The following is a 26,060-nucleotide window of genomic DNA, read 5'->3' as shown; positions in this document are numbered from 1 at the left end:
TATCTTTCGAAAATATTCGATGGGGTGTTCACTATTCGTGACTCCCCGATAAACAGGAACTTGGCGTAAAATATTTTTTCTAATACTGCGTTTATGGGAACACTCAATGCTACCGAAGTTATAGAATGGGCGAAACAGTTTCTGTCGCAAGCAGAACAGGAATTGACTGTTGAAGAAAAAAAAGAGCAGGAAAAATATGCTATCCTGATTCAAAATCCGAAGGATAAATTTTTGCTGTCGAAATTACTCGACGAATCGTCTCAAATACGAAGTAATAAACGGCTGGCACGTAGGATGAAAATGCTGTTTGATCAATATGGCGTTCCTTCTTTTTTCGACAAAACAGATGCTTTTCTTATTAAGTTGTTCACTTATTTCGGATATTGGTTCGATTATATTGCAGTTCCTGTTTTCAAAAAACGGCTTCGTTCCGATACCGCCAAGGTGATAATAAACGAAGAAGCATCCTTGTTAAACCGTCATTTGAACGAGCGGAAACGAGAGCATATCGGACAAAATGTTAATTTACTGGGGGAAGTCGTGCTGGGGGATGGAGAGGCCGATCATCGTTACCGACATTATCTGGAAGCACTGAAAGATCCCCGTATTAATTATATTTCAATTAAAATATCAGGTATTTATGCTCAGATCAATCCGTTGAATTACGAGCAGAATAAGAAAGATTTGTGTGAAAGGCTCTCCCATGTTTATCAACAGGCTATTGACCATCCTTTTGTAGATGATGATGGTCTGTCGAAAGCCAAATTTGTCAATCTCGATATGGAAGAGTATAAGGATACGGAACTTACGCTCGACGTTTTTCTTACTGTATTGAGTCAGCCGCAATTCAAAAACTATTATGCAGGTATTGTGGTGCAGGCGTATCTTCCTGATGCTTGGGGATTTCAAACCCGGTTACTCGAATTTGCTAAAAAACGGGTTGCCGAAGGTGGAGCTCCTGTCAAAATGCGTTTGGTAAAGGGTGCGAACCTGCAAATGGAAAGCATTATTTCTTCGTTGAAAGGCTGGGAAAATCCGATATTCGATTCAAAAGTGAAAGTGGACGCCAATCATTTGCATGTTCTGGAGCGTGCTTTGGAGCCCGATAATGCAAGAGCAGTTCACGTTGGTGTGGCGACACATAATTTCTTCAGTATTGCGTACGCTTACCTGCTGAGTCGGAATAATGGAGTCGATGAATATGTTACCTTCGAAATGCTTGAAGGGATGGCCAATCATCTACCGCGCGTTATGCGTAAACTCGGACGGCAGATTATTTTGTACACGCCGGTGGTAAGTGATGAGCATTTCCTGAATGCCGTTTCTTATCTGGTTCGTCGTCTAGATGAAAACACAGGGAAAGATAATTTTCTTAGTTATTCCTTTAATCTGAAAGTGGACAGTGATCACTGGAAGTTTTTAGAAACACAGTTCCTTCAGGCTTACGCTCTGAAAGACAGTGTGGATATTACTCCTTTAAGACAGCAGGACAGGACAAAAGAAAAATCGACAATACAAGCCGATTTGCATCGTTTTCAAAATGAACCTGACACCAATTTTGATCTGAAATTCAATAAAGTATGGGCAGATTCTATTCGTCGTGCCTGGATGAGGCATAAGGAAGATAAGCCGTATGAAATACCGGTTCAAATTGGTGCCAAGCATTCCTTGTCAGAAAAGAAGAGGTTGTATCTGGATAGAAGCCAAAACGATGAAGTATGTGTCTGCAAGGTGAATATGGCAAGTCATTCGCATGTAAGGGATATTGTAATGCTGGCAGAGAAAGATGCATCTGAGTGGAGAAAGAGTTCGTTGGATAAAAGAAATCGTGTGTTGCACAAAGTGGCAGATAATCTTGCGGCTAAAAGAGGACACCTTATAGGGTGTATGTCGGCAATTACCGGCAAAACATTTTATGAAGGTGATGTGGAAGTGTCGGAGGCTATTGATTTTTGTCGTTACTATCCCATTTCTATGTCCCACTTTGAAGCGCTCGAAACGATCAAAATGTCACCTAAAGGTATTGTGCTGGTCATTCCTCCATGGAATTTTCCGCTGGCAATTCCTGTCGGAGGTGTTGCCGCTGCACTTTCAGGCGGAAATAGTGTTATTCTGAAACCGGCCACGGTAGCTTATCCGGTGGCATGGGAGTTTGTTCAATGTTTTTGGGATGCTGGTATGCCAAAGGATGCATTGCAGATTGTTTGCCCCGATAGTCGTGAATCGTTGGGCTACCTGACGGCTCATCCGGCCATCAGCCATGTTATCATGACCGGAGGAACAGAAACGGCATTTCGTTTGTTGGAAAGCAATCCTACATGCCCGTTATCGGCAGAAACGGGAGGGAAAAATGCTATCATTCTGACTGCAAGCGGCGATCGGGATCATGCAATCCAAAATATTATGACCTCGGCATTCAGTAATGCGGGACAGAAATGTTCGGCATGTTCATTGCTTATTCTCGATAAGTCGATCTATAATGATACAGACTTTAAATTAAAGCTTATTGATGCGGTCACAAGCCTGCGTACGGGTAGTGTTTGGGAGGGAGGAACGGTTGTAGGACCTATGATTACTTCAGAAAATGAGAAGTTGCTTTATGCCATCAATCATCTTGAAGACGGTGAATGGTGGTTGGTTGAGCCCGAGTTTGCCGATGAAAAACATTATATGCTGAAGCCTTGTGTGAAGTGGGGCGTAAAACCGGGTAGCTATACATTTACTACTGAATTGTTCGCTCCGTTGCTGGCAGTAGTGTGTATGGATGATTTGGAGCATGGCATTGAATTGGCAAACAGCTCGGATTATGGCCTGACTGCCGGTTTACAAAGTCTTGACGAAACAGAACATGCTTTGTGGAAAGAAAAGATAGAAGCCGGTAATTTATATATTAACAGGGGAATAACCGGTGCCATTGTGAGCCGGCAGCCGTTTGGCGGGATGAAGTTGTCAGCTTTTGGTGGCGGAATTAAAGCCGGAGGACCAAATTATGTTTCCTGTTTTGTGAATATTGAAGAAAATTCCGGTTACAGTCAGAAAGATGTGGCTGAATACGGCTCATTCTTACAATTGCTCAAAGAAGAAGCCCGATCACGTTTTGCAACTGCTGTTGATAGTTATTCACGAAATTACACAGAAGAATTCTCTGTTGCGCGGGACATTCATCATTTATACGGGGAACAGAATCTGTTTCGTTACTTACCATTGAAAAAGATGATTTTCAGGATACAACCGGAAGACAAACTTTGTGATGTGCTGATGGTATATGTGGCAGCTCAGATTGCAAAGACCCCGATGGTGTTAAGTCTGAATCCGGGGGATGAGGTAAAACTGAAAAAGCTTTCTTCTGTTGTTCGGGATGGGGAGCTTGTTGTTCAGTCTGATCTTGAATTTCAGGATGATTTGGAGTTGTATGATCGTGTGAGAAGTTGTAGCTGTGCGTTGCCATTGGATGTGTTCAAAAGAGCAGCGGCTCTTGGAAAATATATTGCCACAGCAAAGCCTTTGTCTGAGGGTCGCCTTGAGTTATTGCACTATTTGAAAGAGCAAAGTATAGCATACGAATATCATCGTTACGGCAGTATATCGGAAATCCCGGAATGATTTCTGTAGCTTTTTGTTGAGGTGGCTTGAGAACCTCTGTAAAATATATTTTTCTAAAAATGAAAATTTCGATTGATTTTGGTCGTAAATGTGTGTAACTTAGTGGAATCAAAAGAGCATATTGTCGTACCCGCTAAAATCTAAAGTTATGAATAATCATGTAATAAGGTACAACCATAAAATTTTGAAAGATAAAAGTTTGGTTCTTGAGGTGTTGCAGGGCGATTTCAGTATTAGTTCGCTAAGGTTGAGTCGTAATATCTTGTATTCCGACAGATTATACAATCCGCATTTTGATTTGTTGCATGATATGCGGGAGGCACGAATGAATTTTACGCTGGAGGAACATACGACATATCTGCATTATTTAGGGAAAGAAGCAAAGGTTTTTACCCAGCGTAAAGCTGCAATTTTGACCAGCGAAGCGACTCTTGCGAAATATTCCGAATGGTTTGGAACTTTTAATGGAAAATACGATGTCGAGTTCAGGGTGTTCAGCTCTCTCGGTAAGAGTTTGGAATGGATTAATCCGGATATAGCTGAAATGGAAATTGCCGGCGAACTCGAAAAACTCAGAACAGCTTCGTTTTCTCAGTGTTTCAAAGAACCTAATGCTTTTACAGGTTTTTAATTCATTGCATCATGGCTTCTTACTATGTTAACCGACAACCATTGTCTACTGGCGAACATGAAGTGCATCGTTCGGACTGTGAGCATTTACCCAATATAAAAAACCTGTATTATCTTGGTAATCTTGATTCTGCAGAAGAAGCTATTCTGGAAGCGGAAAAGTATTTTGTAAAAGTGAAGGGTTGTGAATTTTGTTGTGTTGTTGAAACAATTCCATAAAAGACTTGCACAAAGCTATACTAAAACAGCCGGAAGAGAGCAATCTTTCTTCCGGCTGTTAGTTTTTTGTGCTTATAATTATTGACGGATCTTTGCTATAATTACAACGTAATTTTTGCCATATTTCTTTGCGCATTTGGGACAGGTAGTGTACCACATGTACATTTTTTCAAGCTCCATACTTTTTTCTTTTAAGTGTTGGGTGAAATCCGCACACCATTTGTCTGTATTCCTGAAGTCTCCTTCGTAAACGCGACTGTAAAACGTGCCGGATATTTCGACGTTTGAAGCCATGTAAATTTCCTTGTCAACTGCGGCGTAAATGTCCATATTCCACTTGGAGGTGTGATCCGAAAGACACATCCAATCCTCCATTTTTCCATCCGAATCTTCTATCAGGTGTATTAATCGGATAATTTTCTTCCCAAAATTAACAGGGTAATAGAATAATGAGAGAACCCGGTCTTTCACAAATCGCTTCTTATCCCATTGGAAAAGCTTGTCGTCCCAGGGTGTCGGATCGAAAGGAGGGCAACATTCGAAATTGTCAGATTGTGGTTTCATAATGACTTGTTTGTTTGGAATTGTGCTTTGTTTCAATACAAAGGTACTTCAAATAGAAAGGTTGTGGACAAATGATCAGGATAATTTTATCCAATCTTCAATCTGCTTGTCTTTTAACTTTCCCTAAGTTGCAATTGTATTCACAGCCTCTTTTTTTCTTGTGTTTATAAGTGTTGTTTTGTGTAAATAAAATTAATTATAATTAACATGTAAATTGAGTATGTATTTAAAATAATGAACTATTTTTATCCGCTAAGTTTTAATTTGTCAAATAGATATTTTATATTGTCAATATTATAAAATATAAATTTGCTCGATTGCTTTTTTTATTATGCCAAAAACGTTGAGCCCGGACTTTTGAGTAGCACGAATGGAATGAATATGTTGCTGTATAAGGCTAACCTGGATGAGCAAAAACTGTAGCAACATGAAACCATTTTACACAAATCAGAACGATGTCATTTTGATGTAATGGTTGTTGCACTGTGCAACTGTTTTGTAATCCGTACCTCTCCTTTATTGGATGCTCTCTGCATTTGAAACGCTCGGTGGTGTTTTGTTCTCATTCCTTTATTTTACTACAGCATGAATACATGTGTTGTTTGTTTTTGGCTCGTGTTTTTTGCCCTTCTGGCAGTCTATGTTTATCTCGATTTGAAACACGATTTATTGCGTGATCAGAGTACTGCAACCCGTAAGCCATGGAGCTTTGCTCGTACTCAATTGGCTTGGTGGACTTTAATTATTATGTCGGCCTTTGTTGCTGTTTTGGTTAAGTGCAATACAGCTCCTGATCTTACCTCTTCCGCTTTGATTTTATTGGGCATAAGTGCAGCAACGGCGACCGGAGCCCGATTGATTGATTTATCGGATGTGAAACAGGAAGATATTGCAGTTCGGCATCAGGATATTGCAAGCGAGGGATTTTTTATTGACCTTATTTCCAATCAGGATGGGGCAAGTATTCATCGCTTGCAGGCTTTGATTTTCAATCTTGCTTATGGAGTCTGGATGATTGTTGAAGTGGTAAATAATTTGAACAACGGGGTTGCCTGTGACTTGATTATTCCGAACATGGACGCAAATGCCTTGATATTGCTTGGGATAAGTTCGGGTACATATGCTGTTTTGAAAACTCCGGAAAACAAAGTTGCTCAAAGTACGGTTCCTTCGGCAAAACCGGCACCGGATCAATCCGGTCAGTCTGTTACTCCAGGTGTATGAACGGAGATTATTCAGTCTTGTGTTTAATCCAATAGATTTAGTATTGCTCTCTCGTTAATTTATACGCATGCAGATGTTATGAAACTTCCGAAGCTTTTGTTGTTCCTGTTGTTCTTCAGTGTAAATCTGAGTGTTCTTACAGCTCAGTCTCCTTGCATTATCAAGTATAAAGGAGCATCGTATGTGTTTACGGTGATCCCAAAAAACGACTATTTTGTGATACGGTATCAGTCAAAGGCCGATTCCCTTTTGTCTCTCTATAAATCGGATGACCTAAGAGCGGTTGTTGCACAGCTGACGCAGTCGGCAGAGTATAAAAAGCTAACTGATAGTCTTAAAACAGTAGTCGGGTCGGTGAGTGATAAGTTGCAGGATTCTTACTTTACATTGCAAAATATCCATTCGTTACAATCACGAGTCTCCAATCTTGAAGTGGATAAAGCAGCGAATATTGCTTTGCTAAAATTGAAGAAGACAACTGCTGTTGCTTATTTGCTCAGGAAAACGGAGCGTGCCGGTGGTCGAAATAATGCATTGTCCTTGTCTGATAATAAGAAGAAAAGCAATGACATTGCTGCTGATTCAACAAAAAAATGGATAAGAACGGTGTTTGTTCAGTCTGTTGATATCGCATTTGAAAACGGAGTGATAAAAGATTTATTGGTGAGAGCTTTGGATTCGACGGATAATCGGCAATGTTATTTTTCTAACATGGAATATATACCGATAAGAAATGGATTTGATGTAGATCGTTTGGCAACAAAGAACAGACATTTTGTAACTTTTCAATATGACAGAGTGCAGACATTGGCTCTCGACTTGTCGGATGTTTTGGATTATAATCGACAAATAACGAGTGCGTCGGGAACTTATATTCCAAAAGATACTACCGTGTCATTTGACGGAACGCAAATGGCAACGGTTAAGTTGTATAAACCTTCTATCGCGCAGTCATTCGATATTCGTCTGTTTACCGATGCGCTTGGTTATAGCGGGAAAACCCCGAATGGCATTGTTCAGCTCGAAGCACAACTAAATTTTTATCTCAATCAGGGAAAGAAATTCAGGAGTTTGAATGAGATTAGAACTGAAAATAATCCATATAAATATAGATATCAGCAGGTTTGGTTTAACCGGATTTCTCCTTATTTCCGGCTTTCTAAACTTGAGAATACCAGGAGTAGTCTTAATGTTTCCAGTTTTGTTGCTAATAAATTGATGTTGGAGTTGTATAAATACGCCAATCTTGATTTTGGAACAGATCTTAATCTGCTTACGTGTCGCACAGATAGTAAATTGTTTACTTTTAATGTGTCGGCTGGCTTTTTGCGTACATCAATCGGGAAGGACTCTACTGATGCCTCTTCTGTGTACATACACCCTTATGTTGATTTGAAATTTTTCGATTCTAACAAAATAGATTTTAATTTAGGTGTGGGAGGGTATCTGGCCTGGAAAGTATCTTCGGTTGATCCTATTCGTATTCAGGAAACGCTTCATGGCGGATTGATCCGTTTTTTCTGTAATCATTCATGGTTAAGCCTCAGTCAAAGTGTCAATCTTCATCCGAATGGAAACAAACAGAGTTCAGTGTTTATTCGTGCGTCTCAGTATGTTGGTGTCTACAACAACTATTTTACTTTTCAAATCGGATATTCTACATCTATAAGTAACTTATTGAATTTTTGATTCTTGTGCTGCTGTGATGATGCGGGAGGTTTTAAGAACGAATGGGTTTATTAACTTCTTAATATAATGAATATGGCTAAAATTACTACGGTTTCAGATCAATGTCTTGAGCTGATAGAACAGTTTGAGTGTGGCGGTAATGTGACAAAATATCTTACTGCATACAAGTGCCCTGCCGGGGTTTGGACTATCGGTATCGGCACGACAGTTTATCCTAATGGTCAAAAAGTTAAACCGGGCGATGTTGCTACTAAAGAGCAGGCATATGAATATTTGCAGCATGATCTGAAGACGACAGAGGTTTCGGTAGATTCTTTTACTACCGACAATATCAATCAGCACCAATTTGATGCATTGGTTAGTTTTGCTTACAATGTCGGTACCGGAGCTTTGAAGGGGTCTACTTTACTGAAGAAGGTCAATGTCAATCCGGCCGACCCCACGATTCGTGGTGAGTTTAATAAATGGGTTAATGGAGGCGGAAAGGTTTTGCCGGGGCTTGTAAAACGGAGAGCCGCCGAGGCTGATTTGTATTTTAGCTAACGGGATAAAGAATGTTTGTATGCTTTCTTCTGTGCAATAAGGAAAAGACGAAAGCGAATCAGCCTTGACTCTGCTTGAATACATTATTTTCAGGTCATTTTTATTCAATGCTCTTTTGCCTTTTGACGGCAACTCAAAATGGTGGTATGGCGATTGAGAAAATTAGTAAAAGGGCAAGCATGTTGAGTACTAAAGCATGTATGGTGTTGTAATCTGGTTATATAAATAATTAAATTAAATATGGTTTATAAAATAGTTGCAATATTAAAATAAATACTGTATGTTTGCGTAGTTAAATATTATTGAAAAATAATTTTATTGTATTTTAGTTGGAATAGGTAGCTTGACAATAGAAAGATCCAAAAGAGAGAGATAATCAAGAGGGTAGATTTTTTGAATATTCAGAACTGCATCGTTATAATGATTCCGTTCTGATCTCAGGGCTCCATCATACAGCAATCAAATCAGGTATGCATTAGCCGCGTTGAAATAAACTATTTTGGCGTGTTTATTCTGCATGAGAATAATTATATAAATGGATAAAACCTCTGATATCTCAATTGTACGAAATGCAGCTCAATCTCTTCTGGATTGTGCCGATGATTTTTTCCTTATGAAACAATCAGTTGATGCGCTTTATAACGTATTCAGTCGTATTACTGGTGTTTCGCCGGCACACATCGGAACGGACAAAGACATCATGTTACCATCAGGTAAGGCTATTTCCCCCTCTGCCGCAGCTCACTGTCTGCTTGAAATGAAACGGACTGCCGTTTTTCTGCGCGGTATTCATCAGGCTATTCTGCAAAAAATCGAAAACAATACCTCCGGGCCAATTCATATCCTGTATGCAGGCACCGGTCCTTACGGAACACTGGTAATTCCCCTTCTGTACCTTTTTACCCCCGACAAAATTCAAGTCGACTTGTTAGACATAAATCCAGTTTCGCTTGAAGCCTTGCGAAAACTGATTGATGAACTACAGCTTAACGATTATATAGGTTCTGTGTTTTGCGAAGACGCCACCACTTTTACGTTGAGCCGTCATTACGATATTGCCATTTCCGAAACTATGCTGGCCTGTCTCAAAAGTGAGCCGCAGGTTGCCGTAATGCAGAATATTATTCCGCAGTTGCAGCCTGAAGCCATTTTTATACCCGAAGAAATATGCATCGACGCAGCCCTTACTAATCCCAAAATGGAACAGGATAGGTTACTTTACTATGAAAACGAAGCACCGCCTTTTCGGAGAATTGCATTAGGCAATGTGTTTGCGGTAAACAAACAAAACCTCGACACCGACCGTATGCAAAAGACTATTGAGATTCCCGACGAAAAAGACTTTCCGGTACTCAAACTTTTCACCACAGTAAAAGTATTCGGGAGCGAACAGTTGAGCGAAAACGATTCGAGCATTACGCTCCCCGTTAATTTCTACGATTTGCGCAAACAACCGACCCTGCACATCGCCTTTTGGTATGTACAGGGAGAGAAACCGCACATCGAAAGCCGGGTGGTTTGCAAACCTGCCCTTTATCAAACAGAGATTATGAACTCCTTATAATCAGTAATTAACTTCTCAGTATTAACTATTTTAATTTTAAAAATCATGGAAACTTACATTGGGCAACTTCAATTATTCGCCTTTGGGTTTACCCCAGGCGATGATGGGTGCGGCTGGATGTTGTGTGATGGACGTACATTACAGATAAACCAATACACATCGCTGTATTCATTGATAGGTAGTGTATACGGAGGTAATAACGTTACCTCATTTGCCATTCCTAATCTTACCCAAGCTGCTTTTTTCAATGTGCCTTTTTCTCAATGGTATATTGCAACAACCGGCACAGAGTATCCCCAAAGACCTTAATAACATTTTAAAATAAAAAATTATGGAACCATATGTAGGAACGATAAAACTCTTTCCCTTCGCTTTTGCACCTGTAGGGTGGTTGTTGTGTAATGGGGCAAGTGTGTCAAATAACACATATCAAGCTCTTTATAGTTTGATAGGGACGAAATATGGAGGAACTGCAACTAGCTTTCAGTTGCCTAACTTGACGAATACCGCACCTACTTCCCCCAGTGCCAGTGTGCAGCAGATGGCATATTATATTGCGGTGACAGGTCTTTATCCTTCACGATCTTAATTCAAAATAGTCATCAAATAAAAATACAGTTACCATGGACGAATATATTGGATCAATCGAATTATATGCTTTTGATTTTGCACCTTATGGTTGGGTTTTGTGTAATGGCGCAACACTGCAAATCAACTCAAATCAGGCACTATTTGCGCTTATCGGAAAAACTTACGGCGGCGATGGTGTAACAACCTTTAACCTGCCTAATTTAAGAGGGTTTGAGCCTGTACCTAATATGCAATATTATATTGCTGTGCAAGGTTACTTTCCTTCTCGTTCTTAACAATAAACCCAAAACAAGATGGCTTCAATAAATATATTATTAAACAAAGCGGCTGTCGCAAGTAGCTATGTGTCGCCGTTTAGTGCCAACAGAGCCAACAATGGCACAATTGATACTCCTAGTCGTTGGCTTAGCAAAATAACAACATCTGCCGCATGGATTGCAATAGACGCAGGTGCTGTTTGTTATGTAAACCGTTGGGTTGCCCGATTTATGGGCGTTGCCGGATGGAGTGCAAGCTACAATATGCCTAACTATACACTGCAGTCGAGTATGGATGGCAACAACTGGACTTCACGAGATGTCGTAAATGGCAACACTAATAGCATTACAGACCGGACGGTAGCTACCTTTAGTGCTCGTTACTTTAGGATGGTCTTCAATTCAGGTCCGGCGATTAATCCACAATTAGCATCAGTTGTAGAATTTGAGGTATATTCGGCACCTGTTCTTACTGCTTTAGCTATAAGTTCAGGAACATTAACACCCGTTTTTGCACAAGGAACAAATGCGTATACTGCAACGGTAGCTAATTCAGTAAGCAGCATAACAGTAACACCTACTGCAGGAAATTATTTTAGTGCAATTACTGTAAATGGAGCAACGGTAGCCAGTGGAAGTGCATCGGCAGCCCTCCCCTTAAATGTTGGGGCAAATACCATTACCGTCAATGTAACTGACGGAACCATTGTAAACACTTATATTATTACAGTTACTCGTCAGCAGGGAGTTGTGCTTAGTGGGTTAACCGCACAATCGGGAACAACCAATATACCATTATCGCCATCGTTTGCAAGTGCAACTTATGCTTACACGGCTTCTGTAGCGTGCGAAATTTCTTCGGTAACCGTTACACCAACAGCAGGGCAAACAGGTTCTACAATTACTGTAAATAATGTAGCGGTAAACAGCGGAAGTTCGTCCGGTCCTATTTCATTAAGCATAGGTGACAATGATATAACAGTAGTAGTATCGGCTAATGGGATCTCTCAGACGTATACCATAAAAATTACCCGCGCCCACAGTGCTTATTTAAGTAATCTTACAACACAAGCAGGTTCTACCGCTATTGCACTCAACCCTGCTCCTTTTGCTAAAACGACCACAGGATACACAGCTTCGGTTGGTTTTGATGTAAATAGCATAACCGTTACACCTACAGCAGAAGATAGTTCGGCATCCATAACCGTAAACGGTTCCCCGGTTACTTCGGGACAATCATCAGCGTCTATTTCACTGGCCGTAGGAACGACCATAATTCCTGTTGTTGTAACTGCAGACGGGGTAACACAAAATTATTCGATTACAATCACAAGGGTTGATACCAGTTTATCCAACTTGCTTCTGAAAGGTATGCCAGGGAACACAGCCATGATACTCAGTCCTAGTTTTCAAGCTACTATTTTTGTTTATACAGCTACGACTGGTAAATCTCAAGTGTCATTTACACCAACGGCAACGGCAGCGGGCTCTTCAATAACGGTTGGCGGAACACTTGTCAATTCAGGTTCATCTATAACAAAAACGATGAGTAGTGGTGATAATGTTATTTTGATAGTTGTTACAAACGGTGGTGCTTCCACAACATATAAAGTAACTGTTACCAAATAGCTATTTTAAAAAGAACCAGTCATGAATTTCTTTTGGAAATATTCATGACTGGTAGTTTGTACATTTCATAGAATAAAAACTTAATCACGTAGAAACATATGAAAACTTTTACATTTAAAAGGATGCAATCTCTAAAATATCTGCTGATGAGCTTTTTGTTTTTTATTGGATACGGTTTAAAGGCACAAACAATAATCTGGACAACAAAAATCCCGGATGCATCGGCTCTTTTCTATGGCATCGGCTATGGTAACAATTATTTTATTACATTTGACTACAACACAGGGAAAATGTATAGGTCAACGGATAACGGACATACCTGGAATACAACAACAAGTGTGTCAGGAATGCCGGGATTCATTGCTTATGGAAACAATACCTTTGTGGCGACTGATAATAATCAGAGGGAATATGTGTATTATTCAACCAATAACGGAGATACATGGACGGGAAATTCACTTCCGACTACGGGTATCAGCATGAGTACAGGAGCTATTATATATGGCGGTGGTAAATTTGTAACATGCTCTAGTAATGGTAGTACTGGAAGTATATTCACATCAACCGATGGAATATCTTGGTCAACGGTATTCTCCGGCAGTGACCCTGAAAGTAGTAGCGGATTGGTTATAAACGGCATTTGCTATGGCAGCGGAATGTATGTTGCCGTTGGTACAGGTTTGCACGGACGGGTATTCACCTCTACCAACACCACAACATGGACATCCAGAAGCAATCCGATATCATCAACCATGGCGGGGGTTGCTTATGGCAATAATATATTTGTAGCATTAAGCAATGCCGGCGAAGTGATTAAATCAACAGATGGTATCACCTGGAGTTCTTCCAGTGTATATAATGCCAGTACATATATGAACAGCATTGCTTTTGGAAACGGTTATTTTTATGCAGTAGGAAATGGCGGAACTATCATCAAATCATCCGACGGAGTGAATTGGACAACCGAAGCATCAGGAACTACCGTCGACCTTTACGGAATTACGTACGGAAACGGAATCTTCATTGCAACGGGCGATCAAGGCGTTATATTAGTACAAGAAATAGCCCCGACAGTAACCACCCAAGCCGTTTCGAGTATTGCTGCAACAACCGCAACCGGAAACGGTAATATAACTGATTTAGGAACTTCTAATCCAACAGCCTATGGTATTTGCTGGAATACCACAGGTACTCCTACTACCGCTAACAGTAAAGCTGATAACGGAGCGGCTTCGGCTACAGGTGCATTCACCGCTTCTATGACTTCATTAACGGCAAATACAACATACTATGTCCGGGCATTTGCGACAAATACCGCAGGTACAAGTTACGGTTCGGAAGTTTCGTTTACAACAAGTGCCATTGCACCAACCGTTACAACTCAAGCGGTTTCGAGCATTGCTGCTACTACTGCTACAGGTAATGGTAACATCACCTCTTTAGGTGTTCCAAACCCAACGGCTTACGGCGTATGCTGGAATACATCTGGTACCCCGACCACCGCCGACAGTAAAGCTGATAACGGAGCAGCTTCGGCAACAGGTGCGTTTACTGCTTCCATGACTTCATTGACAGCCAATACAACCTATCACGTACGTGCTTTTGCGACTAATACTGCTGGAACAAGTTATGGGCAAGAGGTCAACTTTACTACTTCTGTTGCTACCGGCATTGATGATGCTCAGTTAGACGGAGTGACGATTTATCCGAATCCTGTCGATGATCGTTTGTACATAAAGGGCATTGATGAAGGTGAAATAGCTGTTTATGATATGGGAGGGAGCAAAGTGATTTCAGCGATACTTGCAAATACTCAAGCAGTGGATGTTTCAGGCTTGGCAAAAGGAGTCTATACGGTTCGTATTACAACTCCCAATGGAAAAGTTGAGAAAAAACTGGTGAAGAAATGAGTCTTTATGCACGCTGATAATGATTAAAAATAAACAATGAATAGAAAATAGTCTTCTTCTAATATTTTTCTGTAGACAGGGTTATTGTTGAGTTTTTATCCAAGAAAAACTTTACGATAACCCTGTTTTTATATGCTTAGTGCTAAAAGACTGCTATTTACCCTGTTTTTGACAGTTTTCTTCATGCGCTAACGAAAATAAATAGTTAATTTTGCGTCAAGAATGTCCGGGTAATATAAATCTGATTAACCTTTTTACAAATCCAATGAGTTCAAAACATGCTCAATTAACCGTTTTTTCTGATACCAAACGTCACTATGAGATCTTGGATAGTTTGCGTGGTGTCGCGGCTGTTATGGTTGTTATTTTTCATATCTTCGAAACCTTCTCGGGAGGAGACCATCTCAAGCAAATAGTAAACCACGGCTATCTGGCAGTGGATTTTTTCTTTGTGCTTTCGGGCTTTGTGATTGGCTATGCCTATGACGATCGCTGGGGTAAAATGACCTTGAAAGGTTTTTTCAAACGTCGTATCATTCGCCTTCATCCGATGATTATAGCAGGGATGATTGTTGGAGCCATTGGATTTTACTTTAGCGCATCACCAATTGTTTTTCCGGGCATCAGTAGTGTTCCTGTCTGGAAATTATTGCTCATTATGCTGATTGGTTTTACGTTGATTCCGGTACCCACTTCGCTGGATATTAGAGGGTGGACGGAAATGCACCCGCTTGATGGTCCTGCATGGTCGCTCTTCTTTGAGTATGTGGGCAATATTCTGTATGCTCTGTTTATTCGTAAATTTTCAAACAAATTATTGGCCGTTTGGGTTTTTCTTGCCGGGTGCGCTACTATTCACCTTGCGGTAACCAGTCCTCACGGTGATATGATTGGTGGCTGGTCGCTGGAGCCTGCACAATTGCGCATTGGTTTTACCCGCCTGATGTATCCGTTTTTTGCCGGACTTTTGCTTTCAAGAATATGTAAACCGGGTAAGTTTAAGCATGCCTTCCTTTGGTGTAGCCTGATGGTGGTTGCAATTCTTTCTTTCCCAAGAGTAGGGGGTAGCGAAAATTTGTGGATCAATGGTTTGTACGATTCCTTGACGATTATTTTGGTGTTCCCATTAATAGTATATCTTGGAGCAAGCGGTAAAGTGACAGGTAAATACTCTTCGAAGATAAGTCGTTTTCTGGGCGATATCTCTTATCCTCTCTATATTACGCACTATCCAATTATTTATATTTTTACGGCATGGGTAGTCGATAATAAAGTGCCTTTGAATCAGGCTTGGCCGGCAGGAATTTTGGTTCTTGTCTCTTCCATAATTCTTGCTTATGCATGTCTTAAACTTTATGACATACCTGTGAGAACATGGCTGGCAAAGAGATATATTGGCAAGGAGGGCCGTCGTAAATGATTTTTAACTGATTGAATACTTGTTTACGGTGTTTTCAAAGGGAATGGAAATGATTAGAATGCTTATCATTTCCATTCCTTTTTGTAATTTTGGCGCGGGAAAAATAACCGACATAACAACGATGCTAATGTCGTATATTGAAAAGAGAAAATTTAGTGTAGTTAATTTTATTAGTTTTTTAGGATGAGAAAATACAAGTTGTTTTACAAAGCACTGCCTGTTGCAGTCATCTTTTTTGCATTGAAAGTAATTGTTCATCACTTTGGTTATGAATGTATTCCAAGTAACCTAATGACGATGCTGCCTACAATTCTTACGTCCATCGTATTTGTTCTTGGTTTTTTGCTTGCCGGAGTTATTGCAGATTACAAAGAGAGCGAAAAGATACCGAATGAATTATCTGCATCTTTTTTTGCAATATGGCAGGAAACCTATCTGCATTATCAGACTAAGCCCAGCGAACGTTTAAGAGAATTTTTGGTTGAAATGCCGAAAGAAATCAGAACATTATTGCTGGATTTTTTTATAAAGCACGACAAAAATGCGTTGAAGGTGCTTGATAAATGGGTGATGGATATTCATAAATTTGATGGTAACGAGATGGCAACTGTTTATGCAAACCGTTTGAAAACGGAGTTGGTTTCCATTCGTAAAATGTTTAATCGTATTACGGTTGTGAAGAAAACTGACTTTTTGCCATCGGTATTTACAACCATCCGTATTATTGTTTGCATCTTTATTGGCGTCTTTTTGTTTCTTGATGTTACGCCTTGGTGGGGTGGAGCAATTTTGCCAGCATTGTTCGCTTTTATGATTTTCATCATTCTTTATGTAATTCAGGATATTGAAGATCCGTTTGAATACCTGAACGAAGATTTGAAGGGTAAAGGAGATGAAGTTGATATGAATATTCTGACAGATACGATTCGTAATATAGAGGAACAATCGCGCAATATTTGTTGATTTACACCTTTCATTTGAATAATACAGTAGTCTCAAAATAAATAAATAATGAAAAAATCTTTTAGTATTAAATTTGGCGATAAGGGTAGAGGCAGATATGGAATGGCCTATTCTGCATTGCATGCAATGACTCTTATGCTGCTTTCGGCTTTTCTTTTCAGTTTTACAAGCCCCGAAGTCAGTAAAGGGAAAGCCCCCAAAACTACTCTCAAGGAGCAGTCGTGGGTGGGAACCTGGAGTACAGCTCCCTATTTTGTGGATGCCAATAATATGGCTCCTGCACCGGGACTCACGAATAATAGCTTTCGGCAGGTTGTACGTGTTTCGGTTGGAGGCGATGTGTTGCGTTTTCGCTTTACCAATTTATTTTGTAAAAATGCCGTTGTTCTGAAATCGGTTGGCATTGCCGTTTCAAAGGGTGGCAGCGATATTGATGCCAAAACAAACAAGATCTTGAAATTTGCAGGAAAGAAAGAGGTGACCATGTCCCCGGAGACGGAGATAGTTTCCGATCCTATCTCTTTTCATGTGGACCCGGGAATGAAAGTGGCTATCACTATTTGTTTCGGCGAAGCCGGACCTAATGTGGGTGGACATGCGGCATCCCGCACAACGTCGTATTTGTTGCAAGGGAACAAGTCTTTATTGGCCGATTTTTCCCATGCAATTCCGACTGATCACTGGTTTGTCATTCGGGGAATCGATGTGATGGCATCAAACTCTACTGCTGCGATTGCTATTCTGGGAAACTCTATTGTTGATGGACGTGGTTCGGGAACCAGTAAATTCAACCGGTGGACAGATGTTTTCTCCGACCGTTTGCTGCATAATCCGGCTACTAAAAACCGGGCAGTGTTGAACTTGGGCATCGGTGGCAATTGCGTGGTTCGTGGAGGACAGGGAGATCCTGCAGTGGCTCGTTTCGATCGCGACATTCTGGAACAAAATGGAGTAAAATGGCTTATTATCTCGGAAGGAATCAATGATATTGGAGGCATCAAAACCAGCGAGCAGGCTGCGCAGGTAGCACATGATTTGATTGAAGCATACAAACAGATGATTGAGAAGGCTCATGCGAAAGGAATGAAAGTGTACGGAGCAACTATTCTTCCGTTTGCAAAGTCGTTTTACGACAAAGATTTTCGCCAGACGGCTCGTGATACGGTGAACGCATGGATTCGTACCAGCGGTAGTTTCGATGCGGTAATCGACTTCGAAAAAGTAATGAACGACCCGAAAGACCCGAAAGCGTTGTCTCCGGATCTGCAATCGGGTGATTTCCTTCATCCCAATGAAGCCGGTTATGCAAAGATGGGTGAATATGTTGACTTGAAGTTGTTTGAATAGGCAGCGGGTTTCGTATACATACAAAAAGAGTCGGCCGAACATGTTTCGACCGACTCTTTTTTTGTAAACAGCGAAGCTGAATAATTATTTCTTCTTTTTCCAGAGTTCTTCGATCGACTCCAAGGTACGACCTTTGGTTTCGGGAACAAGTTTCCACATGAAGATAGCAGAAAGAATACCCATAATCCCATAGATCCAGTAAGAGAAACCGTGGTGGAAAATATTGGTGAGCCATACGTTGTCGTTCATCATCGGGAAGGTGAGTGATACGATCCAGTTGGCAATCCATTGCGCTGCAACAGCAATTGACAAGGCTCCACGAATCGAGTTCGGGAAGATTTCTGCCAAAAGTACCCAGCAAACAGGTCCCCAGCTCATTGCAAAGGCAGCTGTATAGAACAACATGAAAATAAGAGCAACGATACCTACGTGTTCTGTATAGAAGGTAAAACCGAGAGCGATCATGCTGATTGCCATGCCGATTGAACCGATAATCATCAAAGGTTTACGTCCGAATTTATCGACAGTGACAATTGCCACCACGGTAAATGTAAGATTCACAACGCCGACGATAATTGTTTGAAGCAATGACGAGTCAGTAGATGCTCCCATGTTGCGGAAGATATTACCGGCATAGTAAAGAACCACATTGATACCCACTGCTTGTTGGAATACTGATAACAGAATACCAATCAAAATAACGCCGAATCCATAAGACAACCAGGGAGCATTGGCTTCGTGTAAAGTGCTTTTAATATCGGCAAGGATATTTTTTGCGCTCTCTTTTCCTGCTATTTTTTCAAGAACGCTTAGTGCTTTTTCATCTTTCCCTTTCAGGGCGAGGTAACGGGGAGTTTCCGGGACGAAGAATAGCAAAATGATGAAAATAGCAGCAGGGATGGCACCTGATAAGAACATATAACGCCATCCATCAGTGATTAACCATTGTTCGTTACCCTGGCGAGCGATGATAAGATTTACGAAATAGATAACCAACATACCGAAGATGATGGCAAATTGGTTGAAGGATACGAGTTTGCCGCGAACTTTTGCGGGAGCAATTTCGGCAATATAAACCGGAGAAATCATAGAGGCAATACCGACACCGATACCACCGATAATACGGTAAATAACAAATGAATAAACAGGAAGGGTACCGAATACGTTAAAGGTCTCGGGTCTCCATGCACCAACAGCCGAAACAAAAAAAGCAATGGCAGCAATAAACAAGCCGTTTTTACGGCCTAATGATTTGGAAATAAATCCGGCAGAAGCACCACCGATGATACATCCGATCAGTGCACTTGCAATAACAAAACCTTTTACAGCATCAGCTGTATTTTTCATTTCTTCAACATCCGAAAGAGCCGGAAGTGCTTTGAATAAAAAGCTGACGGCCCATATTGTGAGTCCGCCTAACATAACGGCGCTTACAATGCCGCCTTTTTTCTTGCCTAGCAGCCCCATCATCTGAGCTCCGATGACTACGAAGATCAAATAAAGAACGATGACCATGAGCATACGGTACTGGCCAATGAGCGTGAAGATTGTGTTTGGATCAAAGAGGTAATTACCCCCGTTTTCTTTATAAATGTAGAATTCTACCAGCGATTTTTCAGCACCGTTTACAACCGCCGTGTCATACCCGAAAAGCAAACCACCGAGTGTGGCTACCAATGTCAAAAGGGCGATGTAGAGTTTGCTTCCTTCCTGAAAGGAGCTTGACTTACTTCCGCCTGTGTCGATAAAAGCCATGTTGTATTAGTTTTTAAGTTGTTAATAATAGCAGATATGATAATAACAGAAAAAGAACCGGAACTTAAACAACTAAGGTCATCATTCCGGCTCTTCGTTATTGTCGTAAGATTTACGATTTAATCGGTAAAGATTAGATGTACATGTTTACGATTGCTTCGTACAATTCTTGTTTTCCGCTGATCTGTTTAGGTTCACCAACAGATTTAGCATAAGCAACAACATCCTCGAGGGTCAGTTTGCCTTCTTCAAATTCTTTGCCTTTGCCAGCGTCATAAGAAGCGTAACGATCAGCAACCATTTGTTTGTAAGGAGATTCTTCGAGGATAGCAGCAGCAGCTTCCAAAGCGCGAGCCATTACATCCATAGCACCGATGTGTGCAATGAACAAATCATCGTTGTCGGTAGAGTTACGACGGATTTTAGCATCGAAGTTGGTACCACCACCTTGCATACCACCACCTTGGAGGATAACAAGCATAGCTTGTGTCAATTCAAAGATGTCAACAGGGAATTGGTCTGTATCCCAACCGTTTTGAACATCACCGCGGTTAGCGTCGATAGCACCCAGCATACCTGCGTCAACAGCACATTGCAATTCGTGTTCGAATGTGTGACCTGCCAATGTAGCGTGGTTTACTTCGATGTTTACTTTGAAATCGTTTTCCAAACCGTATTCTTTCAGGAAGCCAATAACTGTTTCAGTATCTACATCGTATTGGTGTTTCATTGGTTCCATTGGTTTCGGTTCGATAAGGAATACTCCTTTGAAACCTTTAGCACGACCATAGTCGCGAGCCATTTGCAACATGGTGCCGAGGTGTTGTTTTTCACGTTTCATATTGGTGTTGAGCAAGCTCATGTAACCTTCACGACCACCCCAGAATACGTATGCTTTACCACCCAGTTCGATAGTAGCGTCAATAGCGTTTTTGATTTGAAGCATAGCACGTGCAGCAGCGTCAAAGTTAGGATTGGTGCTGGCACCGTTCATATAACGCGCGTGGCTGAATACGTTAGCTGTACCCCACATCAGTTTGATACCTGTTTCAGCTTGTTTTTGTTTTGCGTATTCAACGATAGCTTTCAGGTTTGCTTCGTATTGTTCGATGCTGTCACCTTCGTTTACCAGGTCAATGTCATGGAAACAGTAGTATTCGATGCCGATTTTTTGCATGAATTCGAAACCTGCATCCATTTTGTCTTTGGCAGCTTGTACAGCATCTGTAGCGCCTACCCAAGGGTGTTTTTGTGTGCCACCACCAAAAGGATCGCCACCTTCTGCGCACAGTGTGTGCCACCATGCCATACAGAATTTGAACCATTCTTTCATTGGTTTGCCATAAACTACTTTTTCAGGATCGTAATAACGGAAGGCCATAGGATTTTTGCTGTCTTTGCCTTCAAATTTGATTTTTTCCACTGAAGGGAAATAAACTTTTGTGCTCATAATTTGAATTTAATGTTAGGGTTTGTTGTTATAATTTTAGAACTGAATTATTTCATTGTAAACTGGATAGATGCCGGTGTGGCAGCTCCCAGTGTTTGTGCAACCGGAGACGGTGAACTGCCGGCTATGGTAACTTTAAAATCACCGCTTTCAAGCACTCGGTCTCCGCTGTCATTCACCAATTCCATCATTCGCGGTGTAACTTGAAATGAAACGGTTTGAGATTCGCCGCTTTTCAGCTTCAGGCGTTTCACTCCGTCGAGAGAATAGAGAGGTACTCGTGTACTTGCTTTTACGTCGGTGACGTAAAGCTGAACAACTTCTTCACCATCCGATTTTCCGGTGTTGGTCACTTTGGTAGTTACTGTTACGGTTTCTCCTTTTTTAATTTTTGCTTTATCAATGGCAATGTCGCTGTATTGGAACGAAGTGTAGCTCAACCCGAATCCGAAAGGATAGAGCGGCTCTGCCGTCATGTAACGATAGGTGCGACCTTTCATGCTATAATCGTCAAAAGCAGGTAGTTGGTCAACCGATTTCGGGAAAGTGATGGCTAACCTTCCGGAAGGATTTACATCTCCGAAAAGGGCATCGGCAACAGCCCGTCCGCCCTCTTGTCCCGGATACCATACAAAGATGATAGCATCGGCAATTTCCGACAGTTCGGCTGTGCAAACAGGACTACCTCCGGTCAGAATCAATACGATCGGTTTTTTTGATCGTTTCTTCATGGTGCGGAGAAAGTCGAGCTGGTTTTGAGGAATATTCAGATTCAGACGGTCACCCAACGTGTTTGAAGCTGTCGATTCTCCTTCTTCTCCTTCAAAAACACCTGATACTCCAAATACACCAACGATTACGTCCGAATTAGCGCCTTCGCCAAACGCATAATTACTGGCATTCTGGTTGGGAGCGCTGGGCTCTACTCCCTGACGATAGAAAACCGATGTACCGGCACTTACTTTCCCTACAATTGCTTCGAGAACGGTAGTCAGGTGATCGCTTACTCCGTTGTAATTACCCATCAAAACATCCTGACTGGCAGCATATGGGCCAGTTACGAAGATCGATTTAATGGTTTTCTTCAAGGGAAGCAAGTTGTTCTTGTTTTGTAACAGAACAATAGACTTTGCAGCAGCTTCGTATGCCAGGTCAACATGTTTTTTGCATCCAATAACTTCTTCGCCTATTTTTGAATAAGGGTTATTGTTTACCGGGTCAAGCAATCCTAATTTGAAACGTGTTACTAAAAGCTTACTTAATGCCTGGTCGATCTCTTTTTCGGTAATTAATCCTCTTTTTACAGCTTCAGGGAGGCTTTGAAATTCGTTGCCGCAGTCGAGGTTTACACCGCTTTTGATGGCTAATGCACAAGCGTCGGCTTCGTCTTTTGCTGCTCCGTGATGTTTGTAAAAGTTGGTGATAGCGTCACAGTCGGTAGTGATATAGCCTTGAAATCCCCAACGTTTGCGTAACAATTCCGACAAAAGGAATGAGCTGCCGCAACATGGTTTTCCGAATGTACGGTTGTAAGCGCACATTACGCTCTGCACGTTGCCTTCTTTTACCAATGCTTCGAACGCCGGCGTGTACGTCTCCATGAAGTCTTTCATCGGAGGTTCGGCATCAAACGAGTGGCGTGAAGCTTCCGGGCCTGAGTGAACTACGTAATGTTTAGCACAGGCTGCCGTCTTCAAAAAGTGCGGATCATTACCCTGCATTCCCTGCACATAAGCAATACCCATGCGTGAGGTGAGGTACGGATCTTCTCCGTAAGTCTCCTGCCCGCGACCCCAACGAGGATCTCTGAAAATATTAATGTTGGGGGCATAGAAGGTCAACCCTGTATATTTGCCGTAGTTCTGCATTCGCTGGGCAATGTTGAACTTTGCCCAGGCTTCATCAGAAATTGCTTCTCCGATACGTTTCACGAGATCGGGATCGAAAGTTGCCGCTAAACCGATATTTTGAGGAAAAACCGTAGCTCTTCCTGTACGTGCAACACCATGTAATGCCTCGTTCCACCATTCGAAAGGAAGCAATCCCAGTCGTTCAATGCCGGGGGCACTGTTCATCATCTGGTAGGCCTTTTCTTGTAGTGTCATTCTCGAGACCAGATCCGCAACACGCTCATCAACCGTTTTGCCTGGATCCTGATAGGGAAACTGTTGTGCAAACAAAGATGTGCAAAAAGCACCGGCAAATAACAAAGACGATAAGACTCGAAGCCGTTTCATAGCAACTAATAAGGGTGTTGTCAATTACAGTTTTGATTTCCAAAGCTCATAAGCTTCTTTGTATGCTGTTTCATTCTTGGCGTCCGGCTCTGTAGATTTCAGCTTTTCGAGAGTTGAGAATGCTTCAACATTCGATTTGTAGATGCCTGCGCCAATCCCTGCTCCTTTGGCTGCGCCTACAGAACCATCGGTGTTGAATAATTCGATAGTGGCTCCGGTTACTCCGGCCAGCGTATCGCGGAAAATAGAACTCATAAACATGTTGGCAAATCCTGCACGGATGATACGGGTGTCGATACCCATTCCCTGCATTACTTCCATGCCGTAAGCAAATGCGAAAACAATGCCTTCCTGAGCAGCACGTAAAATTTCTGCTTTGCCATGTTTGTTGAAGTTGATACCGTGAATAGAACAACCGGTTTCTTTATTGCCCAGCATACGTTCAGCTCCGTTTCCAAAAGGAAGAATAGAGATGCCGCCTGAGCCAATGGCGATTTTTTCAGCCATCGCATCAATTTCTTTGTAAGACATGCTTTCAGGAGCAACGTTCTTTTTCATCCATGAGTTGAGGATGCCTGTGCCGTTTACGCAAAGCAATACGCCGAGACGTGTCGATTCCGTAGTGTGATTTACGTGAGCAAAAGTATTTACGCGTGATTGTGGGTCATATTTTACATTGCCGTTAACACCATAAACAACACCGGAGGTTCCGGCTGTTGCAGCAATCTCTCCAGGGTTAAATACGTTGAGAGATAATGCGTTGTTCGGTTGGTCGCCGGCACGGTAAGTAACCGGTGTGCCTTCAGCAAGACCCAGTTCTTTAGCTGCAAAAGCAGTTACTTTGCCTTGTTCTGCAAAGGTGGGTAAAATGGTAGGGATAATTGATTTGTCGAAACCGTAATAGTTCAGAATGTCTTCTGATACACAGTTGTTTTGGAAATCCCAAAAGATACCTTCTGAAAGACCGGAAACAGTAGTGGTGATATCGCCTGTCAGCTTCATGGCAATATAGTCGCCCGGAAGCATTATTTTATCAATTTTGGCAAACAATTCAGGCTCGTTTTCTTTTACCCAGGCCAGTTTTGATGCTGTAAAGTTACCCGGAGAGTTGAGTAGGTGAGAGAGGCATTGTTCTTCGCCGATACCTTTGAATGCTTTTTCGCCGTAAGGTACGGCGCGGCTGTCGCACCAAATGATAGAAGGACGTAATACCTGTTGATTTTTGTCAACAAGTACCAATCCGTGCATCTGATAAGAAATACCGATGGCTTTAATATCGCTGCTGTTTACGCCCGATTCGGAAAGTATATTTTTTAATGCGGCTTTGAAATTGTTCCACCAGCTGTCTGGATGTTGTTCTGCCCATCCCGATTTCAGGGCTGTGATTTCCATTTCTACTTTTGGAGAAAAGTCGGAAGCTACACACTTGCCGTTTTCTGCGTTTACTAATGAAGCTTTTACAGACGAACTGCCTACGTCGATGCCTAATAGATACATTATTATAGTGTTTTGTGGTTAATTATAATTAGTCGTGAATTGTTTTACCTGTGAGATTTGTTGTAAATTATTTTGTCAAAGCGATAATAACGGGCAGCACGGTGAGCCACATTTTGTTGCTTCTCTTCCAATGGAATGATATAATTGAGAGAGATGAATTTTTTGTGAAAATTGCGTATGTCAACTTTTTCTCCGAAAATGACTTCATGCAGGTTTCTCAATTCGGCCTCAGTGAATTTTTTCGGCAGGAGTTCGTACATTCCCGTCGGGTCTTCTTCTATCTTTTTACGGACATAATTCAACGCGCCTTCCACAACTTCGTTGTGATCAAACGCCAGTTGTCCTATTTCAGATATGTTGCACCAGTGCGCTTCATATCCATCGGCAAAGCCCCTCAGCTTTTGATTGATCTTGATTAACGCTACATAAGCAACTGTGATAATGCGTCCAATTTTCATGTGGATGGCATTCTCAAGCCAAACGATATCCCGGGGATGCTTGGTTCTGTCCGGGGAACCGAAACTGCGAAATTGTTGCAGGTAAATGTTTTTGATGCCGGTTAGTTCGTAAAGAACGCGATAGGCTGCGTCGTCAAGATTTTCGCTTTCATAGATCACGCTGCCGGGAAGCTTCATGTCACTATAACGACCTTCTTCGCTTTCTCCTGTACGGGTGATCAGCAAAATCTTCAATTGTTCTCCGTCGAATCCAAAAATGGCACAGTCAACAGATACGTGAGGATAGAGTGATGTTTCTTGCATGGTAGAATAATTTCCGGTCAATAAATAATTTCTATGCAAATAAACATCATTTCTTGATTAAAAGCAAGAGCTAGTAATGTAAAAAACTGATATACAGATAATTGAACTTTGTATTAAATACAGTAAAGCTTTTCTCTCATAGTGCTGGATTTCAGAAGTGTAGCAGGGATATTGCTATTGTAAAAAATACAATAAGGTATGGCTGTT

The 26,060-nt window shown here is 41.5% G+C and carries 21 protein-coding genes; 15 read left to right on the top strand and 6 right to left on the bottom strand.

Annotation, left to right across the window (positions count from 1 at the left end; genetic code table 11):
• Window positions 1-93: 93 nt before the first annotated feature.
• The 3 genes from F8N35_RS09115 to F8N35_RS09105 all read left to right on the top strand — a co-directional run bounded on the left by F8N35_RS09115 (window position 94) and on the right by F8N35_RS09105 (window position 4,452).
• Window positions 94-3,603 (top strand): bifunctional proline dehydrogenase/L-glutamate gamma-semialdehyde dehydrogenase, encoded by a 3,510-nt coding sequence (locus F8N35_RS09115; RefSeq protein WP_293051667.1) that lies wholly within the window; start codon window positions 94-96, stop codon window positions 3,601-3,603.
• Between the two features lie 148 nt (window positions 3,604-3,751).
• Window positions 3,752-4,234 carry a hypothetical protein gene (locus tag F8N35_RS09110; protein ID WP_293051665.1) on the top strand — a complete coding sequence of 161 codons (483 nt, stop codon included), beginning with the start codon at window positions 3,752-3,754 and terminating at the stop codon, window positions 4,232-4,234.
• A gap of 11 nt (window positions 4,235-4,245) precedes the next feature.
• Window positions 4,246-4,452: a hypothetical protein gene (locus F8N35_RS09105; protein ID WP_293051662.1), complete on the top strand. Its 207-nt coding sequence runs from the start codon at window positions 4,246-4,248 to the stop codon at window positions 4,450-4,452.
• A gap of 78 nt (window positions 4,453-4,530) precedes the next feature.
• Here the strand turns inward: F8N35_RS09105 and F8N35_RS09100 are convergent, their stop codons facing one another.
• Complete coding sequence (locus tag F8N35_RS09100; RefSeq protein ID WP_293051659.1) at window positions 4,531-5,016, bottom strand: hydrolase; 486 nt, start codon at window positions 5,014-5,016, stop codon at window positions 4,531-4,533.
• Between the two features lie 585 nt (window positions 5,017-5,601).
• Between F8N35_RS09100 and F8N35_RS09095 the strand changes: the two genes are divergently transcribed.
• The 12 genes from F8N35_RS09095 (at window position 5,602) to F8N35_RS09040 (ending at window position 18,153) form a co-directional block, all read left to right on the top strand.
• The gene (locus tag F8N35_RS09095) at window positions 5,602-6,240 is read left to right on the top strand and encodes a hypothetical protein (protein ID WP_293051656.1); all 639 of its coding nucleotides are present in this window, start codon (window positions 5,602-5,604) and stop codon (window positions 6,238-6,240) included.
• A gap of 78 nt (window positions 6,241-6,318) precedes the next feature.
• A complete protein-coding gene (locus tag F8N35_RS09090; RefSeq protein WP_293051652.1) occupies window positions 6,319-7,929 on the top strand; it encodes a hypothetical protein in 1,611 nt (536 codons plus the stop codon).
• Between the two features lie 72 nt (window positions 7,930-8,001).
• On the top strand, window positions 8,002-8,472 hold the full coding sequence (locus F8N35_RS09085; protein WP_293051650.1) for a lysozyme: 471 nt from the start codon (window positions 8,002-8,004) through the stop codon (window positions 8,470-8,472).
• A gap of 613 nt (window positions 8,473-9,085) precedes the next feature.
• Window positions 9,086-10,036: a hypothetical protein gene (locus F8N35_RS09080; RefSeq protein WP_293051648.1), complete on the top strand. Its 951-nt coding sequence runs from the start codon at window positions 9,086-9,088 to the stop codon at window positions 10,034-10,036.
• 45 nt (window positions 10,037-10,081) lie between these two features.
• The gene (locus F8N35_RS09075) at window positions 10,082-10,345 is read left to right on the top strand and encodes a tail fiber protein (protein WP_293051645.1); all 264 of its coding nucleotides are present in this window, start codon (window positions 10,082-10,084) and stop codon (window positions 10,343-10,345) included.
• A 22-nt stretch (window positions 10,346-10,367) separates the two neighbouring features.
• The gene (locus F8N35_RS09070; RefSeq protein WP_293051642.1) at window positions 10,368-10,625 is read left to right on the top strand and encodes a phage tail protein; all 258 of its coding nucleotides are present in this window, start codon (window positions 10,368-10,370) and stop codon (window positions 10,623-10,625) included.
• 34 nt (window positions 10,626-10,659) lie between these two features.
• Window positions 10,660-10,902 (top strand): tail fiber protein, encoded by a 243-nt coding sequence (locus F8N35_RS09065; RefSeq protein ID WP_293051639.1) that lies wholly within the window; start codon window positions 10,660-10,662, stop codon window positions 10,900-10,902.
• An 18-nt stretch (window positions 10,903-10,920) separates the two neighbouring features.
• Window positions 10,921-12,513 carry a cadherin-like beta sandwich domain-containing protein gene (locus tag F8N35_RS09060; RefSeq protein ID WP_293051636.1) on the top strand — a complete coding sequence of 531 codons (1,593 nt, stop codon included), beginning with the start codon at window positions 10,921-10,923 and terminating at the stop codon, window positions 12,511-12,513.
• Between the two features lie 122 nt (window positions 12,514-12,635).
• Entirely contained in the window at window positions 12,636-14,423 is a 1,788-nt protein-coding gene (locus F8N35_RS09055; protein WP_293051633.1) for a T9SS type A sorting domain-containing protein, read from the top strand.
• 265 nt (window positions 14,424-14,688) lie between these two features.
• On the top strand, window positions 14,689-15,843 hold the full coding sequence (locus tag F8N35_RS09050; RefSeq protein ID WP_293051630.1) for an acyltransferase: 1,155 nt from the start codon (window positions 14,689-14,691) through the stop codon (window positions 15,841-15,843).
• Between the two features lie 183 nt (window positions 15,844-16,026).
• On the top strand, window positions 16,027-16,806 hold the full coding sequence (locus F8N35_RS09045) for a hypothetical protein (protein WP_293051628.1): 780 nt from the start codon (window positions 16,027-16,029) through the stop codon (window positions 16,804-16,806).
• A 48-nt stretch (window positions 16,807-16,854) separates the two neighbouring features.
• Window positions 16,855-18,153, top strand: coding sequence for an SGNH/GDSL hydrolase family protein (locus tag F8N35_RS09040; RefSeq protein ID WP_293051626.1), 1,299 nt, complete (start codon window positions 16,855-16,857; stop codon window positions 18,151-18,153).
• A gap of 84 nt (window positions 18,154-18,237) precedes the next feature.
• Here the strand turns inward: F8N35_RS09040 and xylE are convergent, their stop codons facing one another.
• From xylE to F8N35_RS09015, 5 genes are all read right to left on the bottom strand, one after another.
• Window positions 18,238-19,908: a D-xylose transporter XylE gene (gene xylE / locus F8N35_RS09035; protein ID WP_293051623.1), complete on the bottom strand. Its 1,671-nt coding sequence runs from the start codon at window positions 19,906-19,908 to the stop codon at window positions 18,238-18,240.
• A gap of 133 nt (window positions 19,909-20,041) precedes the next feature.
• Entirely contained in the window at window positions 20,042-21,358 is a 1,317-nt protein-coding gene (gene xylA, locus F8N35_RS09030) for a xylose isomerase (RefSeq protein WP_293051620.1), read from the bottom strand.
• Window positions 21,359-21,405: 47 nt separating this feature from the next.
• Window positions 21,406-23,595, bottom strand: coding sequence for a glycoside hydrolase family 3 N-terminal domain-containing protein (locus tag F8N35_RS09025; protein WP_293051618.1), 2,190 nt, complete (start codon window positions 23,593-23,595; stop codon window positions 21,406-21,408).
• A gap of 24 nt (window positions 23,596-23,619) precedes the next feature.
• On the bottom strand, window positions 23,620-25,092 hold the full coding sequence (locus F8N35_RS09020; RefSeq protein WP_293051616.1) for an FGGY family carbohydrate kinase: 1,473 nt from the start codon (window positions 25,090-25,092) through the stop codon (window positions 23,620-23,622).
• Between the two features lie 44 nt (window positions 25,093-25,136).
• Window positions 25,137-25,853, bottom strand: a complete 717-nt coding sequence (locus F8N35_RS09015) for an NUDIX domain-containing protein (RefSeq protein WP_293051613.1) — start codon at window positions 25,851-25,853, stop codon at window positions 25,137-25,139.
• Window positions 25,854-26,060 lie beyond the last annotated feature (207 nt).

This window comes from Paludibacter sp. (genome assembly GCF_009712605.1).
GTDB lineage: Bacteria > Bacteroidota > Bacteroidia > Bacteroidales > Paludibacteraceae > Microbacter.
The sequence above is the reverse complement of the archived record's forward strand: the minus strand, read 5'-3'. Positions and strand labels throughout refer to the sequence as shown.

Coding starts and splice junctions, on each gene's coding strand:
- F8N35_RS09115 (WP_293051667.1), top strand. CDS start 94: ATGGGAACACTCAATGCTACCGAAGTTATAGAATGGGCGAAACAGTTT.
- F8N35_RS09110 (WP_293051665.1), top strand. CDS start 3,752: ATGAATAATCATGTAATAAGGTACAACCATAAAATTTTGAAAGATAAA.
- F8N35_RS09105 (WP_293051662.1), top strand. CDS start 4,246: ATGGCTTCTTACTATGTTAACCGACAACCATTGTCTACTGGCGAACAT.
- F8N35_RS09100 (WP_293051659.1), bottom strand. CDS start 5,016: ATGAAACCACAATCTGACAATTTCGAATGTTGCCCTCCTTTCGATCCG.
- F8N35_RS09095 (WP_293051656.1), top strand. CDS start 5,602: ATGAATACATGTGTTGTTTGTTTTTGGCTCGTGTTTTTTGCCCTTCTG.
- F8N35_RS09090 (WP_293051652.1), top strand. CDS start 6,319: ATGAAACTTCCGAAGCTTTTGTTGTTCCTGTTGTTCTTCAGTGTAAAT.
- F8N35_RS09085 (WP_293051650.1), top strand. CDS start 8,002: ATGGCTAAAATTACTACGGTTTCAGATCAATGTCTTGAGCTGATAGAA.
- F8N35_RS09080 (WP_293051648.1), top strand. CDS start 9,086: ATGAAACAATCAGTTGATGCGCTTTATAACGTATTCAGTCGTATTACT.
- F8N35_RS09075 (WP_293051645.1), top strand. CDS start 10,082: ATGGAAACTTACATTGGGCAACTTCAATTATTCGCCTTTGGGTTTACC.
- F8N35_RS09070 (WP_293051642.1), top strand. CDS start 10,368: ATGGAACCATATGTAGGAACGATAAAACTCTTTCCCTTCGCTTTTGCA.
- F8N35_RS09065 (WP_293051639.1), top strand. CDS start 10,660: ATGGACGAATATATTGGATCAATCGAATTATATGCTTTTGATTTTGCA.
- F8N35_RS09060 (WP_293051636.1), top strand. CDS start 10,921: ATGGCTTCAATAAATATATTATTAAACAAAGCGGCTGTCGCAAGTAGC.
- F8N35_RS09055 (WP_293051633.1), top strand. CDS start 12,636: ATGCAATCTCTAAAATATCTGCTGATGAGCTTTTTGTTTTTTATTGGA.
- F8N35_RS09050 (WP_293051630.1), top strand. CDS start 14,689: ATGAGTTCAAAACATGCTCAATTAACCGTTTTTTCTGATACCAAACGT.
- F8N35_RS09045 (WP_293051628.1), top strand. CDS start 16,027: ATGAGAAAATACAAGTTGTTTTACAAAGCACTGCCTGTTGCAGTCATC.
- F8N35_RS09040 (WP_293051626.1), top strand. CDS start 16,855: ATGAAAAAATCTTTTAGTATTAAATTTGGCGATAAGGGTAGAGGCAGA.
- xylE (WP_293051623.1), bottom strand. CDS start 19,908: ATGGCTTTTATCGACACAGGCGGAAGTAAGTCAAGCTCCTTTCAGGAA.
- xylA (WP_293051620.1), bottom strand. CDS start 21,358: ATGAGCACAAAAGTTTATTTCCCTTCAGTGGAAAAAATCAAATTTGAA.
- F8N35_RS09025 (WP_293051618.1), bottom strand. CDS start 23,595: ATGAAACGGCTTCGAGTCTTATCGTCTTTGTTATTTGCCGGTGCTTTT.
- F8N35_RS09020 (WP_293051616.1), bottom strand. CDS start 25,092: ATGTATCTATTAGGCATCGACGTAGGCAGTTCGTCTGTAAAAGCTTCA.
- F8N35_RS09015 (WP_293051613.1), bottom strand. CDS start 25,853: ATGCAAGAAACATCACTCTATCCTCACGTATCTGTTGACTGTGCCATT.